The 16,654-nt window shown below is 74.7% G+C and carries 13 protein-coding genes and 2 pseudogenes; 9 read left to right on the top strand and 6 right to left on the bottom strand.

What is annotated here, in order from left to right:
- Positions 1–198 precede the first annotated feature (198 nt).
- On the bottom strand, positions 199–1,071 hold the full coding sequence (locus ACFVXK_RS29700) for a helix-turn-helix domain-containing protein (RefSeq protein WP_389617402.1): 873 nt from the start codon (positions 1,069–1,071) through the stop codon (positions 199–201).
- A gap of 335 nt (positions 1,072–1,406) precedes the next feature.
- Between ACFVXK_RS29700 and ACFVXK_RS29695 the strand changes: the two genes are divergently transcribed.
- The 3 genes from ACFVXK_RS29695 to ACFVXK_RS29685 all read left to right on the top strand — a co-directional run bounded on the left by ACFVXK_RS29695 (position 1,407) and on the right by ACFVXK_RS29685 (position 3,881).
- Positions 1,407–2,075: a helix-turn-helix domain-containing protein gene (locus ACFVXK_RS29695; RefSeq protein ID WP_389617399.1), complete on the top strand. Its 669-nt coding sequence runs from the start codon at positions 1,407–1,409 to the stop codon at positions 2,073–2,075.
- Between the two features lie 64 nt (positions 2,076–2,139).
- A complete protein-coding gene (locus ACFVXK_RS29690) occupies positions 2,140–2,697 on the top strand; it encodes a toxin-antitoxin system, toxin component (protein ID WP_358897049.1) in 558 nt (185 codons plus the stop codon).
- Complete coding sequence (locus tag ACFVXK_RS29685) at positions 2,694–3,881, top strand: MAB_1171c family putative transporter (protein ID WP_389617396.1); 1,188 nt, start codon at positions 2,694–2,696, stop codon at positions 3,879–3,881. Before ACFVXK_RS29690 ends, ACFVXK_RS29685 begins: the two co-directional genes overlap by 4 nt.
- A 56-nt stretch (positions 3,882–3,937) precedes the next feature.
- Here ACFVXK_RS29685 and ACFVXK_RS29680 read toward each other — a convergent pair whose 3' ends face one another.
- Positions 3,938–4,714 (bottom strand): hypothetical protein, encoded by a 777-nt coding sequence (locus ACFVXK_RS29680; RefSeq protein WP_389617393.1) that lies wholly within the window; start codon positions 4,712–4,714, stop codon positions 3,938–3,940.
- A 75-nt stretch (positions 4,715–4,789) separates the two neighbouring features.
- A complete protein-coding gene (locus tag ACFVXK_RS29675; protein ID WP_389617391.1) occupies positions 4,790–5,356 on the bottom strand; it encodes a hypothetical protein in 567 nt (188 codons plus the stop codon).
- Between the two features lie 289 nt (positions 5,357–5,645).
- Between ACFVXK_RS29675 and ACFVXK_RS29670 the strand changes: the two genes are divergently transcribed.
- The 4 genes from ACFVXK_RS29670 (at position 5,646) to ACFVXK_RS29655 (ending at position 10,114) form a co-directional block, all read left to right on the top strand.
- Positions 5,646–7,175, top strand: a complete 1,530-nt coding sequence (locus ACFVXK_RS29670; RefSeq protein ID WP_389617388.1) for a YfcC family protein — start codon at positions 5,646–5,648, stop codon at positions 7,173–7,175.
- A gap of 42 nt (positions 7,176–7,217) precedes the next feature.
- Entirely contained in the window at positions 7,218–8,537 is a 1,320-nt protein-coding gene (locus ACFVXK_RS29665) for a sensor histidine kinase (RefSeq protein ID WP_389617386.1), read from the top strand.
- Complete coding sequence (locus ACFVXK_RS29660) at positions 8,525–9,196, top strand: response regulator (protein WP_389617383.1); 672 nt, start codon at positions 8,525–8,527, stop codon at positions 9,194–9,196. The genes ACFVXK_RS29665 and ACFVXK_RS29660 overlap by 13 nt, the downstream gene beginning before the upstream one ends.
- A gap of 81 nt (positions 9,197–9,277) precedes the next feature.
- Entirely contained in the window at positions 9,278–10,114 is an 837-nt protein-coding gene (locus ACFVXK_RS29655; RefSeq protein ID WP_389617380.1) for a hypothetical protein, read from the top strand.
- Here ACFVXK_RS29655 and ACFVXK_RS29650 read toward each other — a convergent pair.
- Positions 10,090–11,289, bottom strand: a complete 1,200-nt coding sequence (locus ACFVXK_RS29650; protein WP_389617377.1) for a glycosyltransferase 87 family protein — start codon at positions 11,287–11,289, stop codon at positions 10,090–10,092. The genes ACFVXK_RS29655 and ACFVXK_RS29650 overlap by 25 nt on opposite strands.
- A gap of 154 nt (positions 11,290–11,443) precedes the next feature.
- The gene (gene metG, locus ACFVXK_RS29645; protein ID WP_389617374.1) at positions 11,444–13,159 is read right to left on the bottom strand and encodes a methionine--tRNA ligase; all 1,716 of its coding nucleotides are present in this window, start codon (positions 13,157–13,159) and stop codon (positions 11,444–11,446) included.
- A gap of 333 nt (positions 13,160–13,492) precedes the next feature.
- On the opposite strand from metG, the gene ACFVXK_RS29640 reads away from it, so the two are divergent.
- The gene (locus ACFVXK_RS29640) at positions 13,493–14,095 is read left to right on the top strand and encodes a sigma-70 family RNA polymerase sigma factor (RefSeq protein ID WP_389617371.1); all 603 of its coding nucleotides are present in this window, start codon (positions 13,493–13,495) and stop codon (positions 14,093–14,095) included.
- A gap of 797 nt (positions 14,096–14,892) precedes the next feature.
- Positions 14,893–15,636 (top strand): annotated as a pseudogene (locus ACFVXK_RS29635) (IclR family transcriptional regulator C-terminal domain-containing protein); the annotation flags it as partial.
- 302 nt (positions 15,637–15,938) lie between these two features.
- Here ACFVXK_RS29635 and ACFVXK_RS29630 read toward each other — a convergent pair.
- A pseudogene (locus tag ACFVXK_RS29630) lies at positions 15,939–16,654 on the bottom strand (serine/threonine protein kinase); the annotation flags it as partial.

Raw genomic sequence — 16,654 nt, 5'->3', positions numbered from 1 at the left:
CCCCTACCGTCCTTCCGGCCTTTCGAGGTACCCGTCGCCGCCACGGCCCGGGGCGGACGCCCCGGACGCCCCGGACGACGGCGCGAATGCCACGATCGGCGACATCCACTCGATGTCGCCGATCGTGGCATCCGATGCTCGCACGCGATGCTCGGCCCCCGGCCGTGGCGGGCCGGAGCTTCACCGGATCCCGCCGGTTCACTCCCCCAGCGTCGGAACCGCCCGCAGGCGGGCCCCCTGCTGCTGCGGGAACCCGGCGCCGCCGCGCGCCGGCCCGGCCGGCAGGCCCTGCGGGGCGGAGAGCACCAGGGTGATCCGGGTGAGCCCCATGCCGTCGAGCATCCGGCTGGTTTCGGCCACCATCCGGCAGCGCACCAGGCCCCAGCCCGGGTCGGGGTGGCGCACCGTGCGCACCGCGCCGTCCAGTTCGGCGGCCTCCTGCCCGTGCGTGGTCAGCCAGTGCGGGACGCCGTAGCGGTAGGCCGCCTCCATGAACGGGTCACGGGCCACCTCCTGGCGGATGCTGCGCAGCCCCTCGTCGTCCGGGGCGGCCGCCAGCGCGGTGGCGAACTGGGCCAGCAGCGGTACGCACCAGGCCGGTTCGTGGTCCTCCAGCACGGCCGCGGCGTCCGGGTGGAACAGCACGAAGCGCAGGAAGTTGTCGTCCGGCAGGGCCGTGGGGTGCGGTCTCACCGTCTGGAAGAGGCGGTCGAAGGCCGAGTTGGTGAGGGCCACGTCCCAGCGGTGGTCCACCAGGAAGCTCGGGTAGGGCACGGCCTCCATCAGGGCCGCGTAGTCGACCAGGTAGTCGCGCTGGGCCGGGTCCTGGGGCAGCCGGTTCTCCTCGGCCGCGCGCCAGGTGGGCGGCGGGTCCCGGTCGACCATGATCCGGAACAGCCAGAAGCACTGCCGCTCGCTCATCTCCAAGGCCTCGGCCAGGGCGAGGAGTTTGCGGTCCGTCCATTCCTTGACCAGGCCGCGTTCCCAGTTCCCGTACGCGCGTACGCTGATACGCAGGCGCGCCGCGAGGTCTTCCTGGCTCAGGCCCAGTTCTTCGCGGCGTTGGCGCAAAATCTCCTTGCGCCGCTCCGACCGCACTGCGCCACGGGCGGACTCGTCGCCCGTCAGGCGCTCCTCACCGGCTCGGACGAGGCCATCAGACGGGCCCACCGCTGCGAGATGTGGCACCGAGAGCTCCCCCTCCTCAACGGTCTGGATCTTCATTTCCGTGTGGCGATCCTGCTACCGACTTCATTCGAGTGTCAACTATTGTGGCAATTCCAGCCTGGCGACAGCTCATTCGCGCCACAGCTGTGGCAAGTTATGGCTCTCCCAAAACAAACCGGATAGATTCCCTGAGGCCGACCACGTGCCCACTGACCTCGCGCGATCTAGGAGAACCACTGGTGACAGACGGCTTCCCGGCTCCCGTCGCGGTGGCCAACGCGCCCCTGGCGGCAACCGTCACGCGGGTCGCCGAGCTGGCGAACAAAATGGGCCGCGACCCGAACCAGGTTTTCGACCTCCGCCGCCTCTCGGAGGCCTCCGGGGTCCCCACGGACGTGATCAGGTCCCTCCTGGACGGCAGGCGGGCCGGCGAACCCGACCTCCAGGCGCGCTTCCTCCAGCGCCTCGACCTGCTCCGGCGCACCCGGGTGAAACCGAACGGCCGCCGCTACACCCAGCAGGAGATCGCGGACGGCGCCGGGATGTCGCGCCAGCAGGCCGGCGCCCTCATCAACGGCGACCGGCGGCCCACCATGGAGCACTGCGACGCCATCCAGCGCTTCTTCGGGGTACACGCGGGCTTCCTCACCGCCCATGACTCCGACGCCCTCACCGACGCCCTCCAGCGCACCGAGCAGCAGCTCCTCCAGGACTTCGCGGGACGCGAACGGCAGCCCGTACCGGCCGAGGCCGCCGCGGCCGGCGACCCGCTCGCCCGGCTCCTGCAGAACCACGGGGTCCGGGGCATCGCCTGGCGCGCCGCCCAACTGCCCAGTGACAAGCACCGGGACAAGGTGACCGAATGGCTGGACATGCTTCTCGAAAGCGTCAAACCGAACGAATCATGACCCAGTCGAAAGTCTGGATCTGATCCTTGAGTCCTGATCCGGATCCGCGTCGACGGGGAGAACGGTGAGCATAGGCAGAGCGCAGCGGCGATTGTGCGCGGAGCTGGTGTCCGGCATCAAGCTGGCCGGCCCCGTGGAACCCGTGGACCTCTACACCGCCCTCTGCGACGGCATGAGCAGGCACCGGGGCCGCCCGGTGCAGTTCCGGATGGCGGCGTTCCCGCAGGGGACCGCGAGCGGCCTGTGGCTCGACATGGCGGACCGGGACCTGGTCGTGATCGAGGAGCGCACCGCACCGGACCACCAGCTGGTGATCCTGGGCCACGAGCTGTGGCACATGAAGGCCGGCCACTGCAGCCACCACGTCGACGGCGCCGCCGTCGCGGCCCGGCTGCTGACCGACGGGGCCGACCTCGGCGAGACGGTCCGCAGCGTCGCCGCGCGCACCCGCGCCGACGTCCGGGAGGAGACCGAGGCCGAGACCTTCGGCCTCCTCCTCGGCAGCAGATGCCGCACCTGGCTGGCCGGGTCCTCCGGCGGGCGCCCGGCCGGCCGGCGGGACGAGCTGGCGGGACGGATCGAGACCTCCCTCGGCTACCGGGGGCACAGGAACGACCGTTGAAAGGACCGGACTACTACATCCCGGCGGCGGCGATGGCGATCTCCCTCGTCTGCAAGCTGCCGGCCCTGCGCACCAACTGGCGCGATCCGCTCCTGCGGTCGGTCTGCTTCCTGCTCCTCCTCGCCGGCGCGGTCTTCACCTTCGCCGCCCCGCCCACCATCGAGGCCGTCAACCGGTGGACGGGGGTCCCCAACTTCTCCGCCCCCCTCGTCTACTGCCTGATGACGGCCTTCAGCGCCTCCTGCCTGGTCCTGGTGTTCAACTGGCGCGGCGGCCCGGCCGAGGAGATCCGGCACACCTCGATGCGCTGGATCGCCGGCTACTCCGTGGTCATCACCGCCATCGTCGTCCTGTTCGCCCTCGGGTCGGCCCCCGTCGAGCGGCTGCGCGACTTCGACACGTACTACGCGAACACCCCCTACATCCGGCTGATGATCGCCTCCTACCTGCTGGCGCACAACGTGGCCGTGATGATGATGGTCTCGATGTGCTGGCGCTGGTCCCTCCAGGTCTGCGGCTGGCTCCGGGCCGGGCTGCTGATCATCGTCTCGGGCTACGCCATCAGCCTGGCCTACGACGCCGCGAAGATGTCGGCGGTCGCCGCCCGCTGGGTCGGCCACGACCTGGACTTCCTGAGCACGTTCGTCGCCCCGCCGCTGGCCTCCGCCGGCGCGCTGGTCAGCTCGGTGGGCTTCGTGCTGCCCCTGCTCTACCAGCGGGTGTCCGACAGCTGGCGGACCTGGAGCACCTACCGGCACCTGGGCGCGCTGTGGCACGAGGTGCAGAGCACCGCCCCGGCCGACACGCCGGGGGTGCGGATGTCCTGGTGGTCCCCGGCCGAGATCCGGGTGATCCAGCGGGAGTCCGACATCCACGACGGGTTCCTGAGGCTGGGCCCCTGCTTCGACCGGCGCCACCGCGACACCGCCTACGCACGGGCCGTGCTGGCCGGGGCGGACGAGGAGACGGCCCGCGCGGTCGCGGACGCGGCGATGGTGGCGGCCGCCGTGCTGGTCTGCGCCGCCGACCCGCGGGCGGTGGCCGGGACCGAGGAGGAGGAAGCGGACGCGGACCGGGTGCTCGTCACCGCCGACGGGCCGCGCGACCTCGTCCGGATCTCGCACGCGCTGCGGCACTCGCCGCTGGTGGCCGCCGCCCGGCGGCAGGCGGCCCCGGCGGGCTGAGCCCGCCGGGGCCGGGGCGCGGAGCCGGGGGCCACCAGACACCCCCCAGGGGTACCTCAGCGGGACGCCGTCACCGACAGGGCCGGGAACAGGTCCTGGAAGGCGCCCGCGGAGTCGGTGCCGTCCCGCCCGTAGGGGGCGTCGAAGCTCCACACCATGAACAGCAGGAACACGATCAGGGCGCTGAAGAGACCCGCCAGCAGCAGTTCGCGGCCCGAGCGCCGGATCTGCAGGGTGAAGATCAGCCCGATGGTGACGACACCGCCCACCAGCAGCCCGAACCAGACCACGCCCGGCAGGGTGGACTCGTCGCTCTGCGTGCGCGAGTGCCGGGCGTCGTCGGCGGCCGCGATCTGGTCGAGCAGCGGCTGGTAGGCCTGCGCCTGGAGCTCGTTGGCGGGGCTCTGGTGGGTGACGTCGGTGCGCAGCTTGCCGAGCAGCTGGGCGCCCTCGGGGGAGGCCCCCTGGCCGGCGACCAGGCGCGGCCAGTCGACGTTGACGGTGTGCGAGACGTACGCGTCCACCTCGCCGCGGATCCGGTCGCGGACGGGCGCCGGGTAGACGTCGGCCCGCTGGGTCACCTCGTACAGCGACTGGGCCTCGCGGCGCACGCTGTCCTCGGCGGCGCCGCGCGCCTCCCAGACCCCCGCGATGGCGAGGCCCAGGACGATCGCGTAGACCACGCCGACCATCATCGTCATGTACTCGATGACGTCGGGGGTTTCGCTGGTGTCCTCGTCGTCCGCGACCCGGCGGTGCCGGATCGCGGTCATGGCGAGGACGAGGGCGCAGACGAGCGCCATGGCGATGGCCAGGACCAGCCATTCGGACACGAGGGGTCTCCCGTTCGTGGATGCGTCGGTGTGCCGGCGGTTCGGAGCCGCTCGGAGCCGCGGTGCGGCGGTGTCTCAGGAGGCCGCGCCGCGGCTCTTGGAGCGGGGGCGCAGCGCGGCGGCGGCGAGCACGGCCGGGGTGGTGACGACCACCATCAGCATCACGGTGCTCAGTCCGTTCGGGCCGCGCCGCTCCAGGGCCACGGAGCGGTACGGGCGCACGTGGAAGGCGTGCGCCGGCGCGGCGGCCCCGGGCCCGGCCGGACCGGAAGCTGCGGCCGGCGCCGCCTGCGCGCCCGGCGGCGACGCCGGCGGAGCAGGGGCCGGCTGCGCGAAGCCGTCCGGGGCCGGGGGCCCGGGTTCCGGGGTCCCGGGCAGGCCCGGCGCCTCGCCGGGGTGGCGCACGGCGGGCCGTTCGGCGCCGGGCACCCGTACCCGTACGGCGGGCGGGACCACGGCCGGGCCGCCCGGCCGGGCCACGGGCGGCGGGGGCATGGCCGGCCGTGCGGGCCGCCCGGCCGGGACGCAGATGTCGACCCGGGCCCCACTGCCGTGACCGTCGCCGGCGACCGCCACGTGGCCGTGCAGCGGGCAGAGCGCGGCCACCATGCCCGCCCCGGCGTAGTACTGCCAAGCCGTCACCGCGGTCCTCCGATTCGGCAGCCGACACGAGGGTTACGGCTGAAGAAACGATCAAGGGCCCGGTTCGACACGCGCCGGACGGGTCAAGATCCTTGTCCGAGGGGTGACTTCGGGCCCCTCCGGTGACGCGTGCGGCCCGCGCCGCCCGGCTCCGCTCACCCTGACGGACCACTCCGGCTCCGCACCCGCCGCCGCCCCGGCCCATGCTCGGAGGAACGGGTTCGCGGCTCGGCCGAGGGACGGTGGCGCAGGTGGCAGACGGCGGGCGGGGTCCGGCGGGAGCGCACCGGTGACGGCGCCCCCGGCCGGCGCCCCGGAACAGGAGGGCGCGGCCCCCGCCCGGGGCCTGCGCTTCCCCAGTGCCCTGACCATCCTGGCCCTGGTCACGGTCGCGATCTGGCTGCTGGCCTTCCTGATCCCGGCGGGCCGGTACGACCGGAACGCCGACGGCGCCCCGCTCGCCGGCACCTACCACCGGGTGGAGGGCGGCCGGAGCCTCACCGACCGCCTGGACGACCTCTTCCTGGCCCCCGTCAACGGGCTCTACGGCATCCAGGACCCCGCCACCCACGAGGTCGGCCCGAGCCTGACGGGCGCCCTGTACGGCAGTGCCGGGGTGTTCCTGTTCGTCCTGGCCATCGGCGCGTTCATCACCGTCGTCTTCGAAACGGGCGCCCTCGACCGGGGCATCGCCCGCCTCGCGCACCGGCTGCGCGAGCGCGGGGCCCTGCTGATCGCCGCGGTGATGGTGGTCTTCTCCGTCCTCGGCACCGTCGAGGGCTTCGCCGAGGAGACGCTCGGCTTCTACGGGCTGCTGGTGCCGATGATGCTGGCGCTCGGCTACGACCGGCTGGTGGCGGTCGGCGCCTCGATCCTGGGCGCCGGCATCGGCGTGCTCTGCTCCACCGTCAACCCCTTCGCCACCGGCGTGGCCTCCTCGGCGGCCGGGATCTCGCTGGGCGACGGCATCGTGCTGCGCTTCGCCATGTGGGTGGTGCTCACCGCCGTCACCGTCCTCTACGTCATCCGCTACGCGCGGCGCGTCCAGCGCGACCCGGACCGGTCCCTGTGCGGGTTCCTCCCCGGCGACCTGGACCGCAAGGCGGAGGCCGACGCGGACGCGGAGCCGCGGCTGACGCGGCTGCACCAGGCGGTGCTGGTGCTGCTCGTCCTGGTCTTCGCCTTCATGATCTTCTCGGTGGTGCCGTGGTCGAGCGCGCTGACCGGGAAGGCGGACGCCACCCCGTACGCCTGGGAGCTGGGCTGGTCCTTCCCGCAGCTGTCGGCGCTGTTCCTGTGCGCGGCGGTGCTGGTGGGGCTGGTGGCGCGGATGGGCGAGGCGAGGCTCAGCTCGACGATCATCCGGGGCGCCGCCGACTTCGTCTCCCCGGCCCTGGTGATCATGCTGGCGCGCGGGGTCACCGTGATCATGAACAACGCGCGGATCACCGACACCGTCCTCCACTCCATTGAGGGCGCGGTGAAGGGGACCTCCTCCGGACTCTTCGCGGTGATCGTCTTCCTGGTCAACCTGCCGCTGGCCTTCCTGATCCCCTCCACCTCCGGCCACGCGACCCTGGCCATGCCCATCCTCGCCCCGCTGGCCGACTTCGCGGGGGTCTCCCGGGCGGTGGTGGTGACCGCCTGGCAGGCGGCCAGCGGCTGGATGAACCTCTGGGTCCCGACGACGGCCGTCACGATCGGCGGCGTCGCCCTCGCGAAGGTCGGCTACGACACCTACCTGCGCTTCGTCTGGCCGCTGCTCGCCGTGCTGCTGGTGCTGATCTGCGGGTTCGTGGCGCTGGGCGCGGCCATGTGACGGCCCGTCGGGCACGGGTGCCGGTCGCCTAGGCTGGTCCCCGTGCCCGGATCCACCGCCCCGCCCCCGCCCCCGCCCGCGTCCTTCGAACCGCCCGTCGCGGTCTGGCGGTCGCTGCGGCGGCCGCTGCGGTTCCTCGGGTCCTGGTGGCCCTGGCGGTGCTGGGCGTACCTCGGCAGCGGGTTCGCGCTCGGGTACGGGGTGCTGTGCGTGCTGGCGCTGCTCCTCGGCCTCGGGGTGCTGCTGGCGGTCGCCGGGATCGGGCTGGTGCTGCTGGCCGGGGCCCTGGCCGGGGCGGTGCCCCTCGGGGAGCTGGAGCGGCGGCGGCTGCGGTGGGTCGAACCGGAACCCGTCGCGGATCCGCACACCTCGCTCGCCGGCGCCGGAGCGGGGGCCTGGCTGCGGACGCGGCTGCGGGAGCGGGCCACCTGGCGGGAGTTCGGGTACGCCGTGCTGTTCGGGCTGGTCTTCGGGGCGGCCGGGTTCGGGGTGCTGGCCCTGGTGGCCCTCTCGCTGATGCTCGTGGCCTCCCCCGTGATCGTGTGGGCGCTCGCCCCGGAGCCGGTGATGCTGATACCCGGCGAAGCGGTGGCCGGCCCCCTGGAGGCCCTCGGCGGCACCGCCGTCGGCCTCGCCGGACTGGCCCTCGCCGCGTACGCCGCCGCGCTGGTGACCGGGGTGCAGGTGCGGACGGCCCGGCTGCTGCTCGGGCCGCGCGAGGAGGACGCCCGGGTCCTGGAGCTGACCCGCTCCCGGGTCCGGCTGGTGGAGGCCTTCGAGGCGGAGCGGCGCCGCATCGAACGGGACCTGCACGACGGGGCCCAGCAGCAACTCGTCGCCCTCAGCATGACGCTGGGCCTCGCCGAGCTGGAGCTGCGGGGGACCCCCGGCGCCGACGGGGCCGCCGCCCTGGTGCGCCGGGGGCGCGACGAGGCCAAGCTGGCCCTGGCCCAACTGCGGGACCTCGTACGGGGGATGCACCCCCAGGTGCTGACCGACCACGGGCTGGCCGCGGCCGTCGCCGAGGTCGCGCTGCGCCATCCGGTGCCGGTCACGGTGGACCTGGAGGTGCCCCGGCTGCCCGAGACGGTCGAGGTCACCGCGTACTTCACCGTCACCGAGGCCCTCGCCAACGCGGCCAAGCACAGCGGGGCCTCGCGGGTCCGCGTCGCCGGTAGGGTCGAGGACGGCCGGCTCACCCTCACCGTCACGGACGACGGCCGCGGCGGGGCCGATCCCGGCGCGGGGGCGGGCCTGGCGGGGCTCGCGGACAGGGTGGCGATGTTGCGGGGAAGGCTGACGGTGAGCAGTCCGGTCGGCGGGCCGACACGGCTGCGGGTGGAGGTGCCGTGCTCCGGGTGATCCTGGCCGAGGACTCCGTCCTGCTGCGCGCGGGCCTGACGGAGCTGCTGACCCTCGGCGGCCACCGGGTCCTCGCCGCCGTCGGCGACGCCCCCGCCCTGCTGCGGGCGGTGGAGGCCGAGCGGCCCGACGTGGTGGTGACGGACGTGCGGATGCCGCCCGGGCTGCGCGACGAGGGGCTGCGGGCCGCGCTCGCCCTGCGCTCCGCCGACCCCTCGCTGCCGGTCCTGGTGCTGTCGCAGTACGTGGCCACCGCCTACGCCACGCAGCTGTTCACCGGCGGTCCGGCGGCCGGGCTGGGCTACCTGCTCAAGGACCGGGTCGGTGAGGTCGAGGAGTTCCTCGACGCCCTGCGGCGGGTGCACGAGGGGCAGACCGTCATCGACCCCGAGGTGGTCCGCGTCCTGCTGGCGTCCCGGCCGGCGGACGACCCCCTCGACCGGCTCACCCCGCGCGAACGCGAGGTGCTGGCCCTGATGGCGGAGGGGCTCAACAACCAGGCCCTGGCGGCACGGCTGTTCGTCACCGAAGCCTCCGTGGTCAAGCATGCGGGCAGCATCTTCACGAAACTGGACCTGGACCCCACCGAGGGCAACCGCCGCGTCCTGGCCGTCCTCGCCCACCTGCGCCGCACGGGCGGACGGAGCGCCGCGGACTGACCTCCCGCCGCCCGTCCCGCCCGGCGCGCGGGCCTGACCTGCGGGTGTTCAGACCGGCGGGACGGCTACTAGGGTCGCAGGGTGGCGAAGAACGATGCGATGCCCCCCGCGCCCGGCGGACCGGGACCGGACGGACCGGACGGACCGGACGAGGACGAGTGGAACGTGGTCCTCGACGAGGACTTCGTCCGCGGTGCCTCGATCCACGAGTCCGCCGCCACGGGGCGCAGCCGGACGTGGCCGCTCGTCCTCGGCCTGTTCCTGCTGATGGGCCTCCTGGCCCTGGTCACGCTGGAGATGTCGGACCCCGCCGACGAGGAGCGCGTGACCGCCAGGCCGAGGCGGACCCCCGCCGCCACCGCGACCCCCGCCCCGGCGGCCCCGGCCGCTCCGGCCGCGGGCCGGCCGATGGTCCCGCTGGCCGAGGTGTTCCCGGCCGAGGTCGCGGACGGCTCCGGCTCCGCCTTCACCCGGGTCGACGCGAAGGTGCTGGGCTCCTGCACCGAACCGGACTCCGTCGGCCCGCGCCTCGCCGCGATGATCACCGAGGGCAAGGGCTGCGTCGGCGAGCAGGTCGCCCTCTACCAGGACGCCGAGGACAACCGGTTCGGCCTCGCCGTCTTCACCCTGGCGGACCCCCAGGACACGCTGAGGGTGGTGACCGGGCTGACGACGGCCTACGAGGACCACCAGGTCGGCGTGCCGGTCCCGTCGGCCGCGTCCGGCCTGCCCCTCCCGGGGCCCGGGACCGGACGCGTGCAGTCCTTCACGGGCGCCGGCCGGGTCGCGGTCGTCGGGCTCGGGCAGTGGTCCGACGGCCGGGACGCCGACCTCCGGCGGCTGGCCGACCGGCTGGGGCCGCTCCAGGAAGCGGTCGGCCGGAACGTGGACCGCTACGAGGCCGCCACCGCGCCCTGACCCCGCGCCCCCGACCGGGCCACCACCCGCGAGGGCGCGGCCCCCGCCGGGGCGGCCGAGCGGGCCCACGCCACCAGCAGCACCGGCAGCGCCAGGTAGCCGAACCGGCCCGCCGGGGCCAGCAGGAAGGCCAGGGTCAGCCCCAGCGCGAGCCGGTCCGCCGCGGCCACCACCGTGCGCGGCGGGCGCACCCACAGCGAGAGGGCCACCCCCAGCCCGCCCAGCGCCAGCAGGCCCACCGTCAGGTACCAGCCCCACGGCCCGAGCCCCGCCAGCAGGTGCCCCGGCAGCGGGCTGCCCGCCGGGGTCGCCACCTCCGCGCGGCCCGTCGGGAAGGCGAACACCTGCCGCCACAGCTCCGCCGGCTGGAGCAGGGCGCCCGGCAGCACCAGGGCGGCCGTGACCGCCCCCGCCGCCCCCGCGCAGCGGAGCGCCGCCCGGGCGCCGCCGCGGGCTCCGAGGAGGGCCGCCGCCACCGCCACCGCGGGCAGCGCGGTCCACTTCAGGGCGCACGCCGCCCCCAGCGCCGCCCCGGCCAGGGCGGGGCGGCCCGAGGCGGCCGCCGCGAGGGCGAGGCAGCACAGGCCCGCCAGCGGCAGGTCCACCCCGCTCACCGCCAGCGGAAGTGCCACCACCGGCGAAGCCACCAGCAGCGGGAGCAGGGGCGAAGGGGCCGCGCCGAGGAGGCGGCGGCCGGCCCACATGCCGCCGAACAGGGCGGCGGCGCACCAGATGCGGGCGTCGCCCAGCAGTCGGACCGCCCCTCCCCCGCCCCCGCCGAAGGCGCCGCCGAGCAGGGCGCGGGGGACGCCGAGGAGGGACATGGCCGGGAGGTAGGGGGTGTACTCCCCGACCCCGGCGGGGTGGTCGACGTACGTCTTCCCGGTGTCGAGGAGGAGCCGCCCGGAGCGTTCGATCACGCCGACCTCGGACTGCCCCTGCCCGGTCAGGACCAGGTACAGGAGGGGGACGGCGACGGCGCCCAGCAGGGCCGCGCCGAGCGCCTCCCGGCGCCGGCCGAGGGCGGTGGCCGCGGCGGCGGCGAGGTATCCGGCGGCCGCGCACCAGCCCCACAGCCGGTGCGGGGCCAGGGTGGAGAACAGCGGGAAGGACAGGGCCCACACGGCGGCCAGCAGCCAGCCGGCGGTCCACCGGACGGTAGGGGAAGGGGTCATGGACCCATTCCAGCCGCGCGGCCCCGGCCGGGTCTGCACGCCTGGGCGGAGCTTTCACGGTGGGGTTTCCCCTACCCCGGGCGTCCGGCCGGACGCGCCGAAGGGCGCGGCCCCGGACGGGGTCGCGCCCTTCGGGCGGGGTTCGGGCGGGGACTCAGGCCTCCGGGGAGCCGCCGAAGCGCTCGCGGTAGGACTCCAGGTCCTCCTCGGTGACCCGGGCGAACAGCACCGGCGGCACGGTGAACGGGGTCCCGGCGGGGACCGCGTCCAGCGCCTTCGCCTGCTCCGGGGTCACCCAGGTCGCGGTGTCGCCGGGCAGGTCGAACGCGGTGCGCATGGCGCGCGCCGAGGCCGGGATGAACGGCTCGGAGACCACCGAGTAGAGGTGGATGAGGTTCATCGCGGTGCGCAGGGTCAGCGCGGCGGCCTCCAGGTCGGTCTTGACCTCCAGCCAGGGGGCCTTCTCGTCCAGGTAGGCGTTGCCCGCGGACCACAGGGCGCGCAGGGCGGCGGCGGCCTTGCGGTACTGGAGGGTCTCCATGTGGCCCTCGTACTCGGCGAGCAGCTCGGCGATCTGCTCGCCCAGCTTCGCCTCGGCCTCGCCGGCCGGGCTGCCGGCCGGGACCTCGTCGCCGAACTTCTTGCGGGAGAAGGTCAGGACGCGGTTGACGAAGTTGCCGAGGGTGCCGCCGAGGTCCTTGTTGACCGTGGCCGCGAAGTGCTCCCAGGTGAACGAGGAGTCGTCGGACTCGGGGGCGTTGGCGATCAGGAAGTAGCGCCAGAAGTCGGCCGGGAGGATCTCCAGCGCCTGGTCGGTGAAGACGCCGCGCTTCTGCGAGGTGGAGAACTTGCCGCCGTAGTACGTCAGCCAGTTGAAGGCCTTGACGTAGTCGACCATCTTCCAGGGCTCGCGGGTGCCGAGCTCGGTGGCCGGGAACATCACCGTGTGGAACGGGACGTTGTCCTTGGCCATGAACTGGGTGTAGCGGACGTCCTCGGCCTCGAACCACCAGGCCTTGTGGTCGCGGTTCGCCGGGTCGGCGTCGGCCCACTCCTTGGTGGAGGCGATGTACTCGATCGGCGCGTCGAACCAGACGTAGAAGACCTTGCCCTCGGCGGCCAGTTCGGGCCAGGTGTCGGCCGGGACCGGGACGCCCCAGTCGAGGTCGCGGGTGATGGCGCGGTCGTGCAGGCCCTCGGTCAGCCACTTGCGGGCGATGGAGGACGCCAGCTGCGGCCACTCCTCCTCGTGGCGCGCGACCCAGGCCTCGACCTCGTGCTGGAGCTTGGACTGGAGGAGGAAGAGGTGCTTGGTCTCGCGGACCTCCAGCTCGGTGGAGCCGGAGATGGCCGAGCGGGGCTCGATCAGGTCCGTGGGGTCGAGGACGCGGGTGCAGTTCTCGCACTGGTCGCCGCGGGCCTTGTCGTAGCCGCAGTGCGGGCAGGTGCCCTCGACGTAGCGGTCCGGCAGGAAGCGGCCGTCGGCGGGCGAGTACACCTGCCGGATCGCGCGCTCCTCGATGAAGCCGTTCGCCTGGAGCTGCCGCGCGAAGTGCTGGGTGATCTCGGCGTTCTGCGCGGAGGAGCTGCGGCCGAAGTGGTCGAAGGACAGCTCGAAGCCGTCGTAGACCGCCTTCTGGGCGTCGTGGGCCTGCGCGCAGAACTCGGCGACCGAGATCCCGGCCTCCTTGGCGGCGAGTTCGGCAGGGGTGCCGTGCTCGTCGGTGGCGCAGATGTACAGGACGTCGTGGCCGCGCTGGCGGAGGTACCGGGAGTACACATCCGCCGGAAGCATCGACCCGACCATGTTGCCCAGGTGCTTGATCCCGTTGATGTAGGGAAGCGCGCTGGTGATCAGGTGTCGAGCCATCCTCGGATGCTCCATTTCAGTTCATTTCTACGGATCCATGCGGCGGCGGCCCCCCTCGGACCTGCCGTGGGCGTGCCCTGCCGCATACGCATGGTGAGGCGGTTCATCGTATCGAACCGCGGGCGCGGACCCCGACCGGTATCCGGAGGGCGGACGCCGGGGCCCGGCATGCGCCTCGGCATATGCGTACGTACCGACCGGCCCTCCGCGTGATCGGGAACGCTCACCAACCGGTCACCGCCCGACGTAATCCCTTCAGCTTCCTCATCCACGCCCCCCGAGTGCGCCGGTGGTGCTCTCATGGACCGGCACCAGGGGATGAGGTGGGGAACGGTGAACGATGGCGGACCGGAGGAGTCCGGCGGGGCCGTGGGACTGCCCAGCCGGCGGCGGCAGCCGACGCCCATGAGCCAGTGGAACCCGACCGCGCGCCTGTCGTACTGGGCCTTCCACAGCAACCGGCGGCCCGCGTACATGCGCTTCGCGTACCTCCAGCTCGGCTCCGACGCGGACGCCGAGGACGCGGTGGACGCCACCTTCGACTCGATCATGCACGAATGGCTCCGCATGCTGCACATGGACCGCCTCGACGCCTACGCCTGGACCGTGCTGAAACAGCGCATCGTCGACTGGCAGCGGCGTCGCGACCCCCGGCTGCGCCGGCCCGAGCCGATGGACATCAGCGCCTTCGAGGCGGCCCTCAAGGAGGCCCATCCCGACCAGTACGAGGTACTGACCGACACCATCCGCTTCTACCAGGCCGTCTCCCGCCTCGCCGAGCGCCAGCGGGACACCGTGATGCTGCGTTACGGGCTCCGGTGCACCCCGGGCGAGGCCGCCGCCGTGATGGGCGTCGACGAGGCCACCGTCCGCTCGCAGCTCGGCCAGGCCCACCGGCGCCTCGCGCGGCTGCTCGACGCCGCCCCCGAATCATGACCGCCGCCGACGACGACCGCACCGGGGCGGACGGGACGGACGGGAGCCGCGCCGCGGGCCGGCGCCCCCTGTCCGAGTTCCTGCTGCGCGCGGGCGTGCGCGACCGCTACCCGCACTACGACCTCGGCGCCGCCGAGGCCCGCCTGCTGCGCATCCCCCGCGCCTCGGGCGCCCCGGCCGCCCCGGCCGGCCGCAACCGGCGGCGACCCTTCGGCTGGGCCGACCCGGCCCGGGACCGCCCGCTGGACTCCGAGCGGGCCCGCCGGGACCTGAAGGCCGCCTGCCTGGCCGTGGTCTGCGATCCGCACGCGCGCAGCGACCTCGACCGCTTCGTGGACGAGGACGGCGGCCACTCCGACCTGCCCGGAGCGCTCGTCTTCGGCTGCCTGCTGCACCTGGCGGGGCTGCGCGAGGGCGCCCGGTTCTGGTGGCAGTTCGCCGCCGGCTCGGGCAGCGCCCGCACCGCCCCCGCCGCGTACTGCCTGTTCCTGGACCACTCCCGGCGCGGGGAGCACCACGACGCCCGCCTCTGGGCCCGCGAGCTGTGCCGCCGCGGCTTCCGGCCCGGGGGCCGCCGGGAGCTGCGCGAGGTCCGGCTGTGCGCGCAGGCGGCCGTCCTGCGGTACGTCGTCCAGTGCGACGATCCCGATCTGGGCCCGGTGCCGCTGCCCGGGCCGGAGCTTCCCGGGGTGCTGGCCGCGTTCCTGGCGCCGCCCGCGCTCCCGGTGCGCCGGCCACGCCCCGCCGCGGGCCCGCTGCGCCACCCCGCGCTGACCGCGGCCGCCCGGGGGACGGCGGTGCGGTCCGACACCGGCGGGGCCCTGGCGCAGGCGCGCCGCGCGCTGGACGTCGTCCGGGTCCTGGAGCGGCACCCGCTGGGGGTGCGCGCCGGGCAGCTCGCGCGGGGGGCCGGGCTGACGGAGGCGGCGCTGCGGCCGCTGCTGTCGATGCTGTGCGAGGAGGAGTACGCGTACCGCCCCGGCGCCGGGGTGTACGCGCCCGGCCCGGCCCTGGACCGGCTCGCGGCCCCGGGCGGCGGCGGTCTGGCGGGGCAGCTCCAGCGCACCCTGGCGCTGGCGCGCGACAGCGCGGGCGCCGCCGTCTACCTCAGCCGGTACGCGGAGGGCGAGGTCAGGATCACCCAGATGGCGGACGGGCCGGGGGCCCCGCCGGTACGGGAGTGGGTGGACTTCAAGGCCGCCGCGCACGCCAGCGCGGTCGGCAAGTGCCTGCTGACCCAGCTCGACCACGAGGTCCGGGCCGACCACGTGGCCCGCCACCGCCCGGCCCGGCTCACCCCGCACACCATCACCGACAGCCGGGTCCTGTTCAGCGCCCTCGACTCGGTGGCCCCCGGGGCCCCGGTCTTCGACCTGCGCGAGTACTCCCCCGGGGTCGTCTGCTCGGCGGTGCCCATCGCCACGGGCGGCGCCGCCGGCAGCCTGGCCCTCTCCCTGCCCGCCGCCCACGCCCACCGCCTGCACGAGGCCACGCGGGCCCTGCGCCGCAAGGCGGTGCCGGTGCTGCTGGCGCTGCTGCTGTCGGGCGCCATCCCGCCGGACGCCCCGGCGCAGGCCCCGCCCGCCCCGGACGCCGCCCCGGCCCCGGAGACCCTGCGCCACCTGGGCCGGCTGTTCCGGACCCCGCTGACCCGGTTCGCGGCGCCGGCCGCCGGCCCGCACCTGGTCAGCGACTCCGCCTCCGGGGCGGCGTACCTGTTCGGCACCGACCCGGAGGGCGACGGCCCACGCCTGGCGCTGCCGCAGACCCTGGGCCCGCTGGCCCCGGGCAGCCTCCCGGCCCAGGAGGGGCTGGTGGTCCTGGGCACCGGCTGACGGGCGGGTCAGCCTCCGGGGACGAAGGAGTCCAGGGCCGTGTCGAAGTAGCCCCGGGCCTGGGCGAGGCGGCCGACGGGGGCGGACACCCACACGTCGTACATCCGGCCGTCCTGGTCCCAGCAGAGGTCGTAGGTGTGCCGTGGCCCCTCGGCGGCGGTGTAGCCGTTCCACGTGAACTCCCACAGGGCCGCGGGCAGTCCGTTGTGCGTCGTGGGGACGATCGTGTTCTCGCGGTAGCCGGGGTTGTTGGACGGGCCGTCCGCGTCGGACTGCCGCATCGCGGCGAGCGGTCCGCCCGGCGACGCGGGCTTCACCTTGATGCCGATCCGGAAGGCGCTGTCCGCGGAGACGTAGAAGACGCGCTGGTCGTCGGTGGTGCGGTGGAAGCCCTGGGGCACGGCCAGGCCGAAGCCGTCCGGGTCCGACACGAACCGGTACCCGGCCGGAGGGAGCGCGCCGGTGGCGGTCCGTGCGGGCCGCGGCGCCGGCGCGGTCACCGTGGTCGTGGCCGTCGGGGCCGCCCCCGCCGTGGGGGACGCCGGGGCCGACGGGGACTGCGGGGCGGACGTGATCAGCCCGTCGGACCGGGTGGTGCGGTCGCCCGGTACGGCGACCTGCCCCTTGCTCCCCGTCGAGTGCGAGAGCAGGGTGGTCACGGTCACGGCGCCGCCGACGGCGACCACGACGAGCGCGGCGACCAGCCCGACGCGCAGCCCCGCCC

Source organism: Streptomyces sp. NPDC058157 (assembly GCF_042884105.1).
GTDB lineage: Bacteria > Actinomycetota > Actinomycetes > Streptomycetales > Streptomycetaceae > Streptomyces.
The sequence above is the reverse complement of the archived record's forward strand: the minus strand, read 5'-3'. Positions and strand labels throughout refer to the sequence as shown.

Excerpts from the sequence above, each read along its gene's own strand:
- ACFVXK_RS29650 (WP_389617377.1), bottom strand. The coding sequence starts at position 11,289 with ATGACCCCTTCCCCTACCGTCCGGTGGACCGCCGGCTGGCTGCTGGCC.
- metG (WP_389617374.1), bottom strand. The coding sequence starts at position 13,159 with ATGGCTCGACACCTGATCACCAGCGCGCTTCCCTACATCAACGGGATC.